This is a genomic window from Pseudomonas sp. GW821-FHT12A04, from assembly GCF_058807755.1.
On the sequence record NZ_JBXAQZ010000008.1, the window covers coordinates 113,697 to 127,944 of the forward strand.

Consider the following 14,248-nt stretch of genomic DNA (forward strand, 5'->3'; position numbering starts at 1 on the left):
GATGAATGCGATTTCTCGCCTCGCTACTGTCATTTCTCTCGCTTCCCTGTCTGCGCTCCCCCTCAGTGTCCTGGCCGCCGAATCCAAAGGTTCCGTTGAAGTCGTTCACTGGTGGACTTCCGGTGGTGAAAAAGCAGCGGTCGATGTCCTGAAGGCTCAAGTCGAAAAAGACGGCTTCACCTGGAAGGACGGCGCAGTCGCCGGCGGTGGCGGTTCCACGGCCATGACCGTACTCAAAAGTCGCGCCGTAGCCGGCAACCCGCCGGGCGTTGCCCAGATCAAAGGCCCGGACATCCAGGAGTGGGGCAGCACTGGCCTGCTCAGCACCGACGCGTTGAAAGACGTTTCCAAGGCGGAAAACTGGGATGGCCTGCTGTCGAAGAAAGTCTCCGACACTGTGAAGTACGAAGGTGACTACGTCGCCGTGCCGGTGAACATCCACCGCGTCAACTGGCTGTGGATCAACCCTGAAGTGTTCAAGAAAGCCGGGATCGAAAAAGCCCCGACGACCCTCGAAGAATTCTATGCCGCCGGCGACAAGCTCAAGGCCGCCGGCTTCATCGCGCTCGCCCACGGCGGTCAGCCTTGGCAGGACAGCACCGTGTTCGAAGACGTGGTGCTCTCGGTCATGGGCGCTGACGGTTACAAGAAAGCCCTGGTCGACCGGGACCAGAAAACCCTGTCCGGTCCGGAGATGACCAAGTCGTTCGCCGAGCTGAAAAAAATCACCGGCTACATGGACCCGAACCGTGCCGGTCGTGACTGGAACATCGCCGCCGCCGACGTCATCAGTGGCAAGGCCGGCATGCAGATGATGGGCGACTGGGCGAAAAGCGAGTGGACCGCCGCGAAGAAAATCGCCGGCAAGGACTACCAGTGCGTAGCGTTCCCGGGCACCGAAAAAGCCTTCACCTACAACATCGACTCGATGGCGGTGTTCAAGCTCAAGGCCGATCGCAAGGGCGACATCGCTGCCCAGCAAGACCTGGCCAAGGTCGCGTTGGGTACCGACTTCCAGAAAGTCTTCAGCATGAACAAGGGTTCGATCCCGGTGCGTAACGACATGCTGAACGAAATGGACAAGCTCGGCTTCGACGAGTGTGCCCAGAAGTCGGCCAAGGACTTCATCGCGGACGACAAGACCGGCGGCCTGCAACCGAGCATGGCGCACAACATGGCCACCTCCCTGGCCGTGCAGGGCGCGATCTTCGACGTGGTCACCAACTTCATGAACGACAAGGACGCTGACCCGGCCAAGGCCAGCGCCCAACTGGCCTCGGCTGTCAAAGCTGCCCAGTAACTCGTAATCGCCGCAGGTGATCCTGCGGCAAACCCCAGAGAGAGCTCCATCCCATTGTGGGAGCGAGCTTGCTCGCGATGGACTACCAGGCACCGCGCCAATCCAGACAGGCCCCGGTGTTCTTGATTCCATCGCGAGCAGGCTCGCTCCTACAGGGGGGAACTCTGTCCGGATTTCACTTCTCCACCTGGATTATCCCGATGAGCTCTGTGGCGGTTTTCAGCAAAGCCTCACCGTTCGATGCGCTGCAACGCTGGTTACCCAAGTTGGTACTCGCGCCGAGCATGCTGATCGTGTTGGTTGGCTTCTACGGTTACATCATCTGGACATTCATACTGTCCTTCACCAACTCCAGCTTCATGCCGAGCTACAAGTGGGTCGGCCTGCAGCAATACATGCGCCTGATGGACAACGACCGCTGGTGGGTCGCGAGCAAGAACCTCGCACTGTTCGGCGGCATGTTCATCGGCATCAGCCTGGTGCTGGGCGTGTTCCTCGCGGTGCTGCTGGACCAGCGCATTCGCAAGGAAGGCTTCATCCGCACCGTCTACCTGTACCCGATGGCGCTGTCGATGATCGTCACCGGTACCGCGTGGAAATGGCTGCTCAACCCGGGCCTGGGCCTGGACAAGATGCTGCGCGACTGGGGCTGGGAAGGCTTCCGTCTCGACTGGCTGGTGGATCAGGATCGCGTGGTGTACTGCCTGGTGATCGCCGCCGTGTGGCAAGCCTCCGGGTTTGTCATGGCGATGTTCCTCGCCGGCCTGCGCGGTGTCGATCAATCGATCATCCGTGCTGCGCAAGTCGATGGCGCGAGCCTGCCGACCATCTACCTGAAGATCGTCCTGCCGAGCCTGCGCCCGGTGTTCTTCAGTGCCTTCATGATCCTGGCGCACATCGCCATCAAGAGCTTCGACCTGGTCGCGGCGATGACTGCGGGCGGTCCGGGTTACTCCTCCGACCTGCCGGCGATGTTCATGTATTCCTTCACCTTCAGCCGTGGCCAGATGGGCATCGGTTCGGCCAGCGCCATGCTGATGCTCGGCGCCGTGCTGACCATCCTTGTGCCGTACCTGTACTCCGAGCTGCGAGGCAAACGCCATGACTAATCAACTCGGAAAATCGGGTATCAGTTTCAGCCGCATCGCGATCTACGCAACTCTGTTGCTGGCGGCAGCGGTGTACTTGATCCCGTTGGTGGTAATGCTGCTGACCAGCTTCAAATCCCCGGAAGACATCCGTACCGGCAACCTGCTGAGTTGGCCGACCGTGATCGACGGCATTGGCTGGATCAAGGCCTGGGACGTGGTCGGCGGCTACTTCTGGAACTCGGTGAAGATCACCGTGCCGGCGGTGCTGATCTCCACGTTCATCGGGGCCATGAACGGCTACGTGCTGTCGATGTGGCGCTTCCGTGGTTCGCAACTGTTCTTCGGCCTGTTGCTGTTCGGCTGCTTCCTGCCGTTCCAGACCGTGCTGTTGCCAGCCTCGTTCACCCTCGGCAAGTTCGGCCTGGCCAACACCACCACCGGCCTGGTGCTGGTGCACGTGGTCTACGGCCTGGCGTTCACCACGCTGTTCTTCCGCAACTACTACGTGAGCATCCCGGATGCGCTGGTCAAGGCCGCACGGCTCGATGGCGCGGGCTTCTTCACGATCTTCCTGAAGATCCTGCTGCCGATGTCGATCCCGATCGTGATGGTCTGCCTGATCTGGCAGTTCACTCAGATCTGGAACGACTTCCTGTTCGGCGTGGTGTTCGCCAGTGGCGACGCCCAGCCAATTACCGTGGCCCTGAACAACCTGGTCAACACCAGCACCGGGGCCAAGGAATACAACGTTGATATGGCCGCCGCGATGATCGCCGGGCTGCCGACACTGCTGGTCTACATATTCGCTGGCAAGTATTTCCTGCGCGGGCTGACGTCCGGCGCGGTCAAGGGGTAGAACATGGCAACTCTCGAATTACGCAACGTCAACAAGACCTACGGCCCCGGTTTGCCGGACACCCTGAAAAACATCGAACTGAAAATCGATGACGGTGAGTTCCTGATCCTGGTCGGCCCGTCGGGCTGCGGCAAGTCGACCTTGATGAACTGCATCGCCGGCCTTGAAACCATCAGCGGTGGCGCGATTCTGGTGGACGACGCCGACATCAGCGGCATGAGCCCCAAGGATCGCGACATCGCCATGGTGTTCCAGTCCTACGCGCTGTACCCGACCATGAGCGTGCGCGACAACATCGCCTTCGGCCTGAAGATCCGCAAAATGCCGACTGCCGAAATCGACGAAGAAGTCGCTCGGGTTTCCAAGCTGTTGCAAATCGAACACCTGCTCAGCCGCAAGCCCGGCCAGCTCTCCGGTGGCCAGCAACAGCGCGTGGCGATGGGCCGTGCCCTGGCGCGGCGGCCGAAGATTTATCTGTTCGACGAGCCGCTGTCCAACCTCGACGCCAAGCTGCGGGTCGAGATGCGCACCGAAATGAAACTGATGCACCAGCGCCTGAAAACCACCACGGTCTACGTGACCCACGACCAGATCGAAGCCATGACCCTGGGCGACAAAGTGGCGGTGATGAAGGACGGGATCATCCAGCAGTTCGGTACGCCGAAGGACATCTACAACAACCCGGCCAACCTGTTCGTGGCGAGCTTCATCGGTTCGCCGCCGATGAACTTCATCCCGCTGCGCTTGCAGCGCAAGGACGGTCGTCTGCTGGCGCTGCTCGACAGCGGCCAGGCCCGTTGCGAATTGCCGCTGGGCATGCAGGACGCCGGTCTTGAAGACCGCGAAGTGATCCTCGGCATCCGCCCTGAGCAGATCATCCTGGCCAACGGCGAAGCAAACGGGTTGCCGACCATTCGTGCCGAAGTCCAGGTCACCGAACCGACCGGGCCCGACACCCTGGTCTTCGTCAATCTCAACGACACCAAGGTCTGCTGCCGCCTGGCGCCGGACGTGGCGCCGGCCGTGGGCGAGACCCTGACCCTGCAATTCGACCCAGCGAAAGTGCTGCTGTTCGATGCCAAGACCGGGGAGCGTTTGGGGGTTGCCGGCGTGCCGAAAGCCGAGGCGCATGCTGACAACGTGGCGCAATTCAAAGGTCGCTGAAGAACAAGACTGTAGGAGCGAGCCTGCTCGCGATGGACGTCAACGATGACACTGGAAACCTGACACCCCGCGGTGTTCTCAAGTTTCTCGCGAGCAAGCTCGCTCCTACAGAGGGGGATTGGCAATGCGCGGCCTGTCGCGCATTGCACCGGATGTAACCGCGTTAAAAAAAGAAAAGTTAATAACAATAAAACGAGGAAGTAGGGATGAAGATGAAGAACAAGGCCCGGTTGATCTGCCAGGTTTCAGCAGCGGCAGCACTGGTTCTGGCCGGCAATGCGATGGCCGATGAAGCGTTCAGCTCCGACTCCAAATGGATGACGGGCGATTGGGGTGGCGAGCGTACCAAGCTGATCGAGCAAGGCATCGACATCAAGATGGATTACGTCGGTGAAGTCGGCGCTAACCTGCATGGCGGCTTCAACGATGACAAGACCGCGCGCTACGCCGACCAGTTTGGCCTGGGCGCGGCGCTGGACCTGGAGAAGCTGTTTGGCTGGGATAACACCCAGGCCAAGATCCAGCTCACCAACCGTAACGGTGAGAACATCTCCAACGACCGTATCGGCGATCCGCGTGCCGGCACCTTGAGTTCCTCCCAGGAAGTCTATGGTCGCGGCCACATGGTCCGTCTGACCCAGTTGTGGATTCAGCACCAGTTCTTCGATAACAAGCTGGACGTCAAGGCTGGTTACTTCGGTGAAGGTGAAGACTTCAACACCTTCCCGTGCGAGTTCCAGAACCTGGCGTTCTGCGGATCCCAGGTGGGTAACTGGGCCACCAACATCTGGTACAACTGGCCGGTCAGCCAGGCGGCGATCCGTGTGAAGTACAACATCAATGACGAGCTCTACGCCCAGATTGGCGCGTACAACCAGAACACGTCGCAACTGGAGCACGGTAACGGCTTCAAGCTCAGCGGCAGTGGCACCAATGGCACCGTCCTGCCGGTCGAGCTGGTCTGGTCGCCGAAGGTCAACAACCTGCCGGGCGAATACCGTGTCGGTTACTACAAAAGTACCTCTGATGCCGACGACGTTCTCAAGGACGACAACGGCCAGAACGCAGCGACCACCGGCAACCCTTATCGCGTCCACGATAGCAAGCATGGCTACTGGTTCGTCGCGCAGCAGCAACTGACCAGCCACAATGGCGATGCTTCCCGTGGTCTGAACATCGCGGCCAACGCAACGTTCCATGACAAAGACACCAACTTCATCGACAACTACCAGTCGCTGATGTTCGTGTACAAGGGCCCGTTCGACGCGCGTCCGAAGGATGACGTGGGCATCGGTTTCGCCCGTATCCACGTCAACGATGACGTGAAGAAAAACGCTGAACTGACCAACGCGGCCAACGGTGTTTCGGAATACGACAATCCGCTGTTCTCGCCCATTCGTGAAACCGAATACAACTACGAGATCAACTACGGCTTCCACGTGACCAACTGGCTGACCGTGCGTCCCAACCTGCAATACGTCACTCACCCGGGTGGTGTGGATGAAGTCGACAACGCGCTGGTGGCCGGCCTGAAAATTCAGTCGGTGTTCTAACGCGTCTGCGATAAGCTTCTCTCCATGTGCGCATATTTGCGGACAGCCATGGCTGTCCGCTTTTTTTTGCGGGCCGCGCACCCCGGTGACAGATGATTTTCAGGACCGTGGCACATGCTTGAGCATCCGCTACAACGCTTCTTCAAATCCTTGCGCGAACGTCCGGTGTTCGCGTGGGAGCGCTATCAGACGCGCGATGTGCTGGTGATCGATCATCCGCTGTGTCAGGCGGTGTTCAGTCGTCAGGGCGCGCAGTTGTTGCACTTCCAGCCCAAGGGCCAGAAACCCTGGCTGTGGTGCGCGGCAAAGTGGCCGCAGGTCGGCGCCATTCGCGGCGGCGTGCCGGTGTGTTGGCCGTGGTATGGCCGGCATCCGAGCGAAAACGCCTGGCCGTCCCATGGCTGGGCGCGGTTGCTCGACTGGAAGCTGCTCGACAGCAACAGTGACGACGATGGCGTGCGATTGCACTGGCAACTGAGGTTGTGCGACTGGCAGGTGGACCTGCACGCGCACCTGGGTGAGCGCATGGAACTGCGTCTGAGCACCGAGCATCAGGACGACATGCCGTGCCAGTTGAGCCAGGCTTTGCACGCTTACTGGCGTATTGGCGATGTCAGTGAGATAGCGCTGTCTGGACTCGAAGGCGCGCAGGGTTACGATCAGTTGAGCCGACAGGTTTGTCAGCAGGAAGGCGAGTTACGCGTTGATGGCGGGTGTCAGCGGGTGTTCCAGCACGACGGCGAATTGCAGTTGAACGACCATGCCTGGCAGCGGGCGTTGTGCATTGATACCGGGGATACGGCAGACACGGTGGTGTGGCATCCCGGTTCACGCCCGTTGCTCGGCGTGACCTGGAACGAGATATCCGAATTCGTTTGCGTAGAGGCCGCTAGCGGCGGTACCGACAGCCTGTGTCTGAAACCTGGGGAGCGGGCGCATTTGAGTTTGCAGGCGCGGGTGGGGGCTTAGCTCTGGATTTGCGGTGCTGCGTCTGCCGCCATCGCGAGCAAGCTCGCTCCCACACTGGATCTTCGGTGAACACAGTTTTTGTGTTCAACACCAATCCCCTGTGGGAGCGAGCTTGCTCCGGGCGGCGTTCCGACGATGAGGTCAGGACGATCAGCGCAAATGTTGGATCAGTTGAACTCATCTCCAACCGGATACCGGCTGGCATTCAAGCTTTCCTTGATCTTGCGCAAATGCGGCTGGAAGTCCACGCCACGGCGCAAGGTCATGCCGGTGGCGAGTACGTCCAGCACGGTCAGCTGGATGATCCGCGACGTCATCGGCATGTAGATGTCGGTGTCTTCCGGCAGCGGGATGTTCAGGCTCAGGGTGCTGGCCTTGGCCAGTGGCGAGTTCTCGGCGGTCAGGCCAAGCACCGAGGCGCCGTTTTCCCGGGCGATGCGCGCCACTTCCACCAGTTCGCGGGTGCGACCGGTGTAGGAAATGATCACGAACAGCTCGCCGGTATGGGCCACCGAGGCAATCATGCGCTGCATCAGCACATCCGCATGGGCCGTGACGGCGAGGTTGAAACGGAAGAACTTGTGCTGCGCATCCAGTGCCACCGGGGCCGAGGCGCCGAGGCCGAAGAAGTGGATCTGCCGGGCCTGGATCAGCAGGTCGACGGCGCGGCTGATCAGGTTCGGGTCCAGTGCCTGGCAGGCGCTGTCCAGCGAGGCGATGGCGCTGCCGAAGATCTTCTGGGTGTAGGCCTCCGGATTGTCATCGGCCTCCACCGCACGGCTGACATAGGCGGCGCCACTGGCCAGACTCTGGGCCAGTTGCAGTTTGAGCTCGGGGTAGCCGCTGACACCGAACGAACGGCAGAAACGGTTGACCGTCGGCTCGCTGACCGAGGCGGCCTGGGCGAGGGCGGCGATGCTGAAGCGGGTGGCCTGCTGCGGGTTGAGCAGGATCACCTCGGCGACTTTGCGTTCGGCCTTGTTCAGCTCTTCAAGGCGATTCTGGATTTGCTCCAGTAAATTTCGCACGCGGTCCATATAAGTATCCTTTACACCTGCGCCAACAAGCGCGCGGCTAATGCAAAAAGGGCCTTTGGTGAGGCCCGTAACGGTGGCCTATCCTACTGATGGCTCCGACCGACCACCACTCGGAATCTGTATTTTGCTAAAATGTTGTGGTTATTACTACATTTTCCCTTGAGTGATGCCTTGAAAAAAGGTATTTGTAGCTTAACTTGATAAAAGAACAAACATCATGCTCTCGATTACGGTTGAACCGTGCACCTTTGCCTTGTTCGGCGCCCTTGGCGACCTGGCCTTGCGCAAGCTGTTTCCTGCCCTCTATCAACTCGACGGCGCCGGCCTGTTGCACGAGGACACGCGGATCATCGCGCTGGCCCGTGAGCCGGGCAGCGAGCGGGAGCACCTGGCGTTCATCACCTCCGAGCTGCGCCGCTATGTCGGTGCCAAAGAGCTGGACGAAGCCGTGGTCGAGCGTTTTCTGGCGCGCCTGAACTACCTGCACGTCGACTTCCTCAACCCCGATGATTATGTGGCCCTGGCCGAATCCGCCGGCAGTTCGCAGCGGGTCATCGCCTACTTTGCGACTCCTGCCGCCGTGTATGGCGCGATTTGCGAGAACCTGGCCAAGGTCGGCCTGGCGCAAAACACCCGTGTGGTGCTGGAAAAGCCCATCGGTTCGGATCTGGAGTCCTCGCGCAAGGTCAACGACGCCGTGGCGCAGTTCTTCCCGGAGAACCGCACCTACCGCATCGACCACTATTTGGGTAAAGAGACCGTCCAGAACCTGATCGCCCTGCGTTTCGCCAACAGCCTGTTCGAAACCCAGTGGAACCAGAATTACATTTCCCACGTGGAAATCACCGTGGCCGAGAAGGTCGGTATCGAAGGCCGCTGGGGTTACTTCGACAAGGCCGGCCAGCTGCGGGACATGATCCAGAACCACCTGCTGCAACTGCTCTGCCTGATCGCCATGGACCCGCCGGCCGACCTGTCCGCCGACAGCATCCGCGACGAGAAGGTCAAAGTGCTCAAGGCCCTGGCGCCGATCAGCCCGGAAGGCCTGACCACTCAAGTGGTGCGCGGCCAGTACATCGCCGGCTACAGCGAGGGCAAGGCAGTACCGGGGTACCTGGAAGAACCCAATTCCAACACCCAGAGCGACACCGAAACCTTCGTCGCCTTGCGTGCCGATATCCGCAACTGGCGCTGGGCCGGCGTGCCGTTTTACCTGCGTACCGGCAAGCGCATGCCGCAGAAGCTGTCGCAGATCGTCATCCACTTCAAGGAACCGTCGCACTACATCTTCGCTCCCGAGCAGCGCCTGCAAATCAGCAACAAGCTGATTATCCGCCTGCAACCGGACGAAGGCATTTCCTTGCGTGTCATGACCAAAGATCAAGGCCTGGACAAGGGCATGCAGCTGCGCAGCGGTCCGTTGCAGCTGAATTTTTCCGACACCTGGAGCAGCGCACGGATTCCCGATGCCTACGAGCGGTTGTTGCTGGAAGTGATGCGTGGCAATCAGAACCTGTTTGTCCGTAAAGATGAAATCGAAGCCGCGTGGAAGTGGTGTGACCAGTTGATCGCCGGGTGGAAAAAATCCGGTGATGCGCCCAAGCCGTACGCGGCCGGGTCCTGGGGACCGATGAGCTCCATTGCTCTGATCACGCGGGACGGGAGGTCGTGGTATGGCGATATCTGATTTGAAACTGCCGCAGGGCGTCAGCGCCCATGCATACAAGAGCCCGGTGCTGTTGGCTGAAAGCCTGGCACTGAACGTGGCGAAACAACTGAGCGACGCGATCGACGCCCAGGGCACTGCGACCCTGGTGGTTTCCGGTGGCCGCAGCCCGGTGGCGTTTTTCCAGCACCTGGCCAAGCAGACGCTGGACTGGTCGAACGTGGTGATCAGCCTGGCCGACGAGCGCTGGGTGCCGGTCGAACACGCCGACAGCAACGCCGGTCTGATCAAGCGTTACCTGCTGCAAGGCCAGGCGGCCAAGGCGCAGTTCCTGAGCCTGTACAGCGCCAGTGCCAACCTGGAACAGGCAGCCGAGCAGGCCGACCGCTTGCTTTCGGAGTTGCCGGTGATCGACGTGCTGATCCTCGGCATGGGCGATGACGGCCACACCGCATCGCTGTTCCCCAACAGCCCGAACCTTGCCGAGGCATTACAGGTCGATGGCGTTCGTCGCTGCTGGCCGATGCTGGCGCCGACCGTGCCGCATCAGCGCCTGACCATGAGCCGTGCGCTGCTGGCTTCGGCCAAACATAAAATTCTGTCGATCTCCGGTCAGTCCAAACTGACCACCCTGAGTTTCGCGCTGGCCGGTGACGATGTCGCCGAAATGCCGGTGCGCGCGTTTCTGCAACCCACGTTAGAGATTTACTGGTGCCCATGAGCCAAGGAACAGCCGCTATGACAAACCCATCCCCGACCGTTTCCATGGCGGATAAAGTTGCCCTGATCGACAGTATTTGCGCGAAAGCGCGGATTTTGCCGGTGATCACCATTGCCCGCGAGCAGGACGTTCTGCCGTTGGCCGACGCCCTCGCGGCCGGTGGCCTGACGGCCCTGGAAGTCACCCTGCGTTCGCAATTCGGCCTCAAGGCCATCCAGATTCTGCGTGAGCAGCGTCCGGAGCTGGTGACCGGTGCCGGCACCGTGCTGGATCGCCACATGCTGGCGGCGGCGGAAGCGGCCGGCTCGCAATTCATCGTCACGCCGGGTATCACCCGCGACCTGCTGGAAGCCAGCGTCGCCAGCCCGATTCCACTGTTGCCAGGCATCAGCAATGCCTCGGGCATCATGGAAGGCTACGGCCTGGGTTATCGCCGTTTCAAGCTATTTCCGGCCGAAGTCAGCGGCGGCGTCGCGGCCATCAAGGCTCTGGGCGGCCCGTTCGGCGAAGTGAAATTCTGCCCGACCGGCGGCGTGGGACCTGCCAATATCAAGAGCTACATGGCATTGAAAAACGTCATGTGCGTGGGCGGTAGCTGGATGCTTGATCCGGAGTGGATCAAGAACGGCGACTGGGCCCGCATTCAGGAATGCACCGCCGAGGCTTTGGCGCTGCTGGACTGATCGCTTCACCCTACACCTCGTTGTGTGTTCTACGGCTTTACGGTGCGCTTGGTCGGTGCACCGTTTTTTTTTGCCTGAAGAAAGTTGTCGTACCCCTGTGGGAGCGAACTTGCTCGCGATAGCGGTGTGACAGATTGCATGGATGTTGACTGACACGACGCCAACTCGAGCAAGCTCACTCCCACAGGGACAAGGACATCATGCGATACATAGTTACCGCATAACGAAAATCGACCGGTGCTAGCCTGCGTTCATCTTATGGAAGAGAGAACGTCATGGACGCTACCACCTCAGCTGCACCCCCGGCACCGGTCTACCTGCTGTCTCCCGAACAGATTGCCGGCCCGTATTTCCGCAACCCCAAACTGATCCGCAGAAACATCAGCGAAGGCGCCGAAGGCGTTCCGTTGGTGCTGCGGCTGACCATTGTCGATGCCATGACCGGCGAGCCGGTCCCCGATGCGCTGGTGGATATCTGGCACTGCAATGCCCGCGGTGCCTATTCGGGCTGGAGCAAGATCAACCCGGACGTCGAGGTCGATACCGGTGACATCGGCGCCGTCCCGCGCACCGATGACGATACCTATCTGCGCGGCGGGCAGTTCACCGACAAGTCGGGCATCGTGCGCTTCACCACGATCTATCCCGGTTTTTACGCCGGTCGCGCATTGCACATTCACGTCGCCGTGCGCATCACGGCCGGTAACAACTATCTGCAAGAACGGCATGTTGCCTGGGTCGGGCAGCTTTACCTGCCTGAAGTGGCCTCTCGTTCGGTACTCGGTAGCCGACCGTACAGCGGCCGATCCGTACCGGCACTGACCAACGCTCAGGACTATTTTTACTCAACCATGGGCGGTGAAAAATCGACCTTGAGTGTGCACACCCTGGGGCGGGATTCGGCTGAAGACGGCTACTTCGGGCAGATGACCATCGGCATCGACACGTTCGCCGTGTCGACACAGATCAAGCCCGAGGACTTTGACAAGTACACCGTCTGAGGTCAGCCCAGCTCGGTCAGCGCCCTGACCAGCACATCCATGTCGGCCGCGGTGGTGGTAAGCCCTGGTGTAATGCGGATGCACGGACCGCATGCCGCGCCACTGCGGGTCACGGTGAACAGGTTGTATTCATTGAGCAGGCGCTCGACCATGGTTTGCTGGTCGGCATGCCGGGTAAAGCGCATCGAGGTGATGCCGCAATACAGGCGTGGGTCATCCGGGGTCAGGACTTCGACGCCCGGCAACTGCCGCGCCGCAGCGACCCAGCGGTTGCGCAGATAATTGAGCCGCGCGCCCTTGGCCGCGGCACCGCCCATCGCCCAATGTTCTTCGAGCACCAGCGGCAGGGTCATAAGCGCCGGGATGTTGGGGGTGCTGTACGAGGTACGGGCGCGAATGTCAGTGGGCGGAAAATGCATCTCGCCCATGTCCGGGTCGATGTCGGCCAGGCGTTCGGGTGCGATGTAGATAAAGCCGAGCGTCAGCGGTGCGCCGATCCACTTGTGCAGATTGAAGCCGGCGAAGGCGATACCGAGCTCGGTCAGGTCGAATTCAAACTGGCCGAGGGCATGGGCGCCGTCGAGGATGACGTCGATGCCCTGTTCCTTTGCAGCGGCTGCAATCGCCTGCACCGGCATCACCAGGCCCGTGCGATGGGTGACGTGGGTCAGGGCCATCAGCTTCAGCCGCGGATAGCGCGCGAAGGCTTCCCGATAGGTATTGAGCAAGCTGTCGAAGGTTGCCGGGTGTGCGTGTTCGATCTCGATCACTTCGACACCGCGATTACGCGCCAGCCAACGCATGGCGCCTTTGACCGTGTCGTATTCCAGATCGCAAACCAGTACCTGGTCGCCGGGCTGCAGCCGGTTGTAGTTACGGATCAGCGACTGCAAACCTTCCGAGGCGTTACGGGTCAGGGCGATGCTGTCGGCGGGTACGCCAATCAACCTGGCCAGTTGCGCGCGGATCTTCAGGCTGTCGCCCTGTTCGAAACGCTGGCGCACGTACACCGAATTGCTGCGGTTGATCAGTTCGATGTTGCGCTGGTATTCCTCGACCACCGTGCGTGACATGCGTGCGAAGTAACCGTTCTCCAGGTTGAGCGGGCCGGGTTCGATATCGTAGCGGTCGGCAAAGGTTCGCCAGAAGGCTTCATCACGGGCGCGGCGGGTGTTGTCGGGCATGGGGTACTCGGTAGGTGATTCAATGGCGCGGGGCCGGCTTGCCGTGTTTGGCGCGTAGCGGTTCGAGCAAGTCCGACAAACCGTTGTGATCGATCTCCTGCATCAGGGCCAGCAGGCCGCCCAACTCGCCATGGGGGAAACCCTCCCGGGCGAACCAGTTCAGGTAAGGGCCGGGCAGGTCGGCAATGATTCGACCCTTGTATTTGCCGAAGGGCATTTCACGGGTGATCAGCAGTTCGAGCTTTTCAGGGTTCATCGATCGGTCGTCTTGATTCAGTCAGTCTGGAAAATACAGGCATTCTGCATGCAGGCCAAATGACAGATCATGCAAATAAAACGGATACAGATTTTTTGATAATGGATAACTATTTGAAAAGTAAAGAATAGTTAGACGATTCCGAGCTGGCACGCAGAGTGCACCGTTCCTTACACCGTTCATCCGTCGTAAGGAGTTGAAAAATGACCGACATCAAAAAAGAAGCGATTTCTGTACTCAACGACCTGATTGAAACCAGCAAGGACGGTCAGGCCGGGTTCAAGACATGCGCTGAAGACATCAAGCACCCTGAACTAAAAACCCTGTTCATCAATCGTGCGAGCGATTGTGGTACGGCCGCTGCGGAGTTGCAGTCTGCCGTGCGTTCACTGGGTGGCGATCCGGAAACTTCCACCAGTGTCAGCGGCGACTTGCACCGTCGCTGGGTCGACGTGAAGTCGATGTTCACCGGCAAGGGCGAGGAGGCCGTGCTCAATGAAGCCGAGCGCGGTGAAGATCATGCGTTGAAGGCTTACCGCGACGCCATGGAGAAAATCAACAAGCACAACCTGGTGGGCATTCGCGACCTGGTTGAGCGTCAGTACCACGGCGTGCAGCGTAACCACGATCAGGTCAAGGCCCTGCGTAACCAGGCGCGTGCACGTTCGTAACGACTGGTTGAAACAACTGTGGGAGCGAGCTTGCTCGCGATAGCGCCAGATCAGTCAACATCAATGTTGAATGTCAGGCCCTCATCGCGAGCAAGC

At 60.1% G+C, this 14,248-nt stretch carries 14 protein-coding genes; 11 read left to right on the forward strand and 3 right to left on the reverse strand.

Translation table 11 applies throughout. From position 1 onward, the window contains the following. Nucleotide 1: 1 nt before the first annotated feature. The 6 genes from AC1RS8_RS14290 to AC1RS8_RS14315 all read left to right on the forward strand — a co-directional run bounded on the left by AC1RS8_RS14290 (nucleotide 2) and on the right by AC1RS8_RS14315 (nucleotide 6,933). Nucleotides 2-1,300: an ABC transporter substrate-binding protein gene (locus AC1RS8_RS14290; protein ID WP_493162908.1), complete on the forward strand. Its 1,299-nt coding sequence runs from the start codon at nucleotides 2-4 to the stop codon at nucleotides 1,298-1,300. A gap of 200 nt (nucleotides 1,301-1,500) precedes the next feature. Beyond that, on the forward strand, nucleotides 1,501-2,409 hold the full coding sequence (locus AC1RS8_RS14295) for a carbohydrate ABC transporter permease (protein WP_008032969.1): 909 nt from the start codon (nucleotides 1,501-1,503) through the stop codon (nucleotides 2,407-2,409). Then, entirely contained in the window at nucleotides 2,402-3,247 is an 846-nt protein-coding gene (locus AC1RS8_RS14300; protein WP_007974434.1) for a carbohydrate ABC transporter permease, read from the forward strand. Before AC1RS8_RS14295 ends, AC1RS8_RS14300 begins: the two co-directional genes overlap by 8 nt. Before the next feature lie 3 nt (nucleotides 3,248-3,250). Then, a complete protein-coding gene (locus tag AC1RS8_RS14305) occupies nucleotides 3,251-4,411 on the forward strand; it encodes an ABC transporter ATP-binding protein (RefSeq protein ID WP_057713551.1) in 1,161 nt (386 codons plus the stop codon). A gap of 206 nt (nucleotides 4,412-4,617) precedes the next feature. Then, entirely contained in the window at nucleotides 4,618-5,964 is a 1,347-nt protein-coding gene (locus AC1RS8_RS14310; protein WP_150813279.1) for a carbohydrate porin, read from the forward strand. Between the two features lie 114 nt (nucleotides 5,965-6,078). Next, complete coding sequence (locus tag AC1RS8_RS14315; RefSeq protein WP_489339120.1) at nucleotides 6,079-6,933, forward strand: D-hexose-6-phosphate mutarotase; 855 nt, start codon at nucleotides 6,079-6,081, stop codon at nucleotides 6,931-6,933. Nucleotides 6,934-7,100: 167 nt separating this feature from the next. Here AC1RS8_RS14315 and AC1RS8_RS14320 read toward each other — a convergent pair whose 3' ends face one another. Beyond that, nucleotides 7,101-7,961, reverse strand: a complete 861-nt coding sequence (locus AC1RS8_RS14320) for a MurR/RpiR family transcriptional regulator (RefSeq protein ID WP_170948639.1) — start codon at nucleotides 7,959-7,961, stop codon at nucleotides 7,101-7,103. A gap of 226 nt (nucleotides 7,962-8,187) precedes the next feature. Here AC1RS8_RS14320 and zwf point away from each other — a divergent pair, with 226 nt between their 5' ends. From zwf to AC1RS8_RS14340, 4 genes are all read left to right on the forward strand, one after another. Continuing rightward, nucleotides 8,188-9,657 (forward strand): glucose-6-phosphate dehydrogenase, encoded by a 1,470-nt coding sequence (zwf, locus tag AC1RS8_RS14325; protein WP_489339119.1) that lies wholly within the window; start codon nucleotides 8,188-8,190, stop codon nucleotides 9,655-9,657. Further along, nucleotides 9,644-10,357, forward strand: coding sequence for a 6-phosphogluconolactonase (pgl, locus tag AC1RS8_RS14330; protein ID WP_090457404.1), 714 nt, complete (start codon nucleotides 9,644-9,646; stop codon nucleotides 10,355-10,357). The genes zwf and pgl overlap by 14 nt, the downstream gene beginning before the upstream one ends. Before the next feature lie 17 nt (nucleotides 10,358-10,374). Further along, nucleotides 10,375-11,040, forward strand: coding sequence for a bifunctional 4-hydroxy-2-oxoglutarate aldolase/2-dehydro-3-deoxy-phosphogluconate aldolase (locus AC1RS8_RS14335; protein WP_008050561.1), 666 nt, complete (start codon nucleotides 10,375-10,377; stop codon nucleotides 11,038-11,040). 275 nt (nucleotides 11,041-11,315) lie between these two features. Then, entirely contained in the window at nucleotides 11,316-12,041 is a 726-nt protein-coding gene (locus AC1RS8_RS14340; RefSeq protein WP_218494307.1) for an intradiol ring-cleavage dioxygenase, read from the forward strand. A 2-nt stretch (nucleotides 12,042-12,043) separates the two neighbouring features. On the opposite strand, the gene AC1RS8_RS14345 is transcribed toward AC1RS8_RS14340, so the two are convergent. Together AC1RS8_RS14345 and AC1RS8_RS14350 are read right to left on the reverse strand one after the other, a co-directional pair. Beyond that, nucleotides 12,044-13,225 (reverse strand): aminotransferase class V-fold PLP-dependent enzyme, encoded by a 1,182-nt coding sequence (locus AC1RS8_RS14345; RefSeq protein ID WP_489339118.1) that lies wholly within the window; start codon nucleotides 13,223-13,225, stop codon nucleotides 12,044-12,046. Nucleotides 13,226-13,244: 19 nt separating this feature from the next. Then, entirely contained in the window at nucleotides 13,245-13,481 is a 237-nt protein-coding gene (locus AC1RS8_RS14350; protein WP_003227425.1) for a DUF3820 family protein, read from the reverse strand. A 203-nt stretch (nucleotides 13,482-13,684) separates the two neighbouring features. On the opposite strand from AC1RS8_RS14350, the gene AC1RS8_RS14355 reads away from it, so the two are divergent. Further along, nucleotides 13,685-14,152 carry a ferritin-like domain-containing protein gene (locus AC1RS8_RS14355; RefSeq protein ID WP_057713558.1) on the forward strand — a complete coding sequence of 156 codons (468 nt, stop codon included), beginning with the start codon at nucleotides 13,685-13,687 and terminating at the stop codon, nucleotides 14,150-14,152. The last annotated feature ends 96 nt before the right edge of the window (nucleotides 14,153-14,248 follow it).

Excerpts from the sequence above, each read along its gene's own strand:
- AC1RS8_RS14335 (WP_008050561.1), top strand. The coding sequence starts at position 10,375 with ATGACAAACCCATCCCCGACCGTTTCCATGGCGGATAAAGTTGCCCTG.
- AC1RS8_RS14295 (WP_008032969.1), top strand. The coding sequence starts at position 1,501 with ATGAGCTCTGTGGCGGTTTTCAGCAAAGCCTCACCGTTCGATGCGCTG.
- AC1RS8_RS14315 (WP_489339120.1), top strand. The coding sequence starts at position 6,079 with ATGCTTGAGCATCCGCTACAACGCTTCTTCAAATCCTTGCGCGAACGT.
- AC1RS8_RS14355 (WP_057713558.1), top strand. The coding sequence starts at position 13,685 with ATGACCGACATCAAAAAAGAAGCGATTTCTGTACTCAACGACCTGATT.
- AC1RS8_RS14345 (WP_489339118.1), bottom strand. The coding sequence starts at position 13,225 with ATGCCCGACAACACCCGCCGCGCCCGTGATGAAGCCTTCTGGCGAACC.
- zwf (WP_489339119.1), top strand. The coding sequence starts at position 8,188 with ATGCTCTCGATTACGGTTGAACCGTGCACCTTTGCCTTGTTCGGCGCC.
- AC1RS8_RS14310 (WP_150813279.1), top strand. The coding sequence starts at position 4,618 with ATGAAGATGAAGAACAAGGCCCGGTTGATCTGCCAGGTTTCAGCAGCG.
- AC1RS8_RS14350 (WP_003227425.1), bottom strand. The coding sequence starts at position 13,481 with ATGAACCCTGAAAAGCTCGAACTGCTGATCACCCGTGAAATGCCCTTC.
- pgl (WP_090457404.1), top strand. The coding sequence starts at position 9,644 with ATGGCGATATCTGATTTGAAACTGCCGCAGGGCGTCAGCGCCCATGCA.
- AC1RS8_RS14300 (WP_007974434.1), top strand. The coding sequence starts at position 2,402 with ATGACTAATCAACTCGGAAAATCGGGTATCAGTTTCAGCCGCATCGCG.
- AC1RS8_RS14340 (WP_218494307.1), top strand. The coding sequence starts at position 11,316 with ATGGACGCTACCACCTCAGCTGCACCCCCGGCACCGGTCTACCTGCTG.
- AC1RS8_RS14290 (WP_493162908.1), top strand. The coding sequence starts at position 2 with ATGAATGCGATTTCTCGCCTCGCTACTGTCATTTCTCTCGCTTCCCTG.
- AC1RS8_RS14305 (WP_057713551.1), top strand. The coding sequence starts at position 3,251 with ATGGCAACTCTCGAATTACGCAACGTCAACAAGACCTACGGCCCCGGT.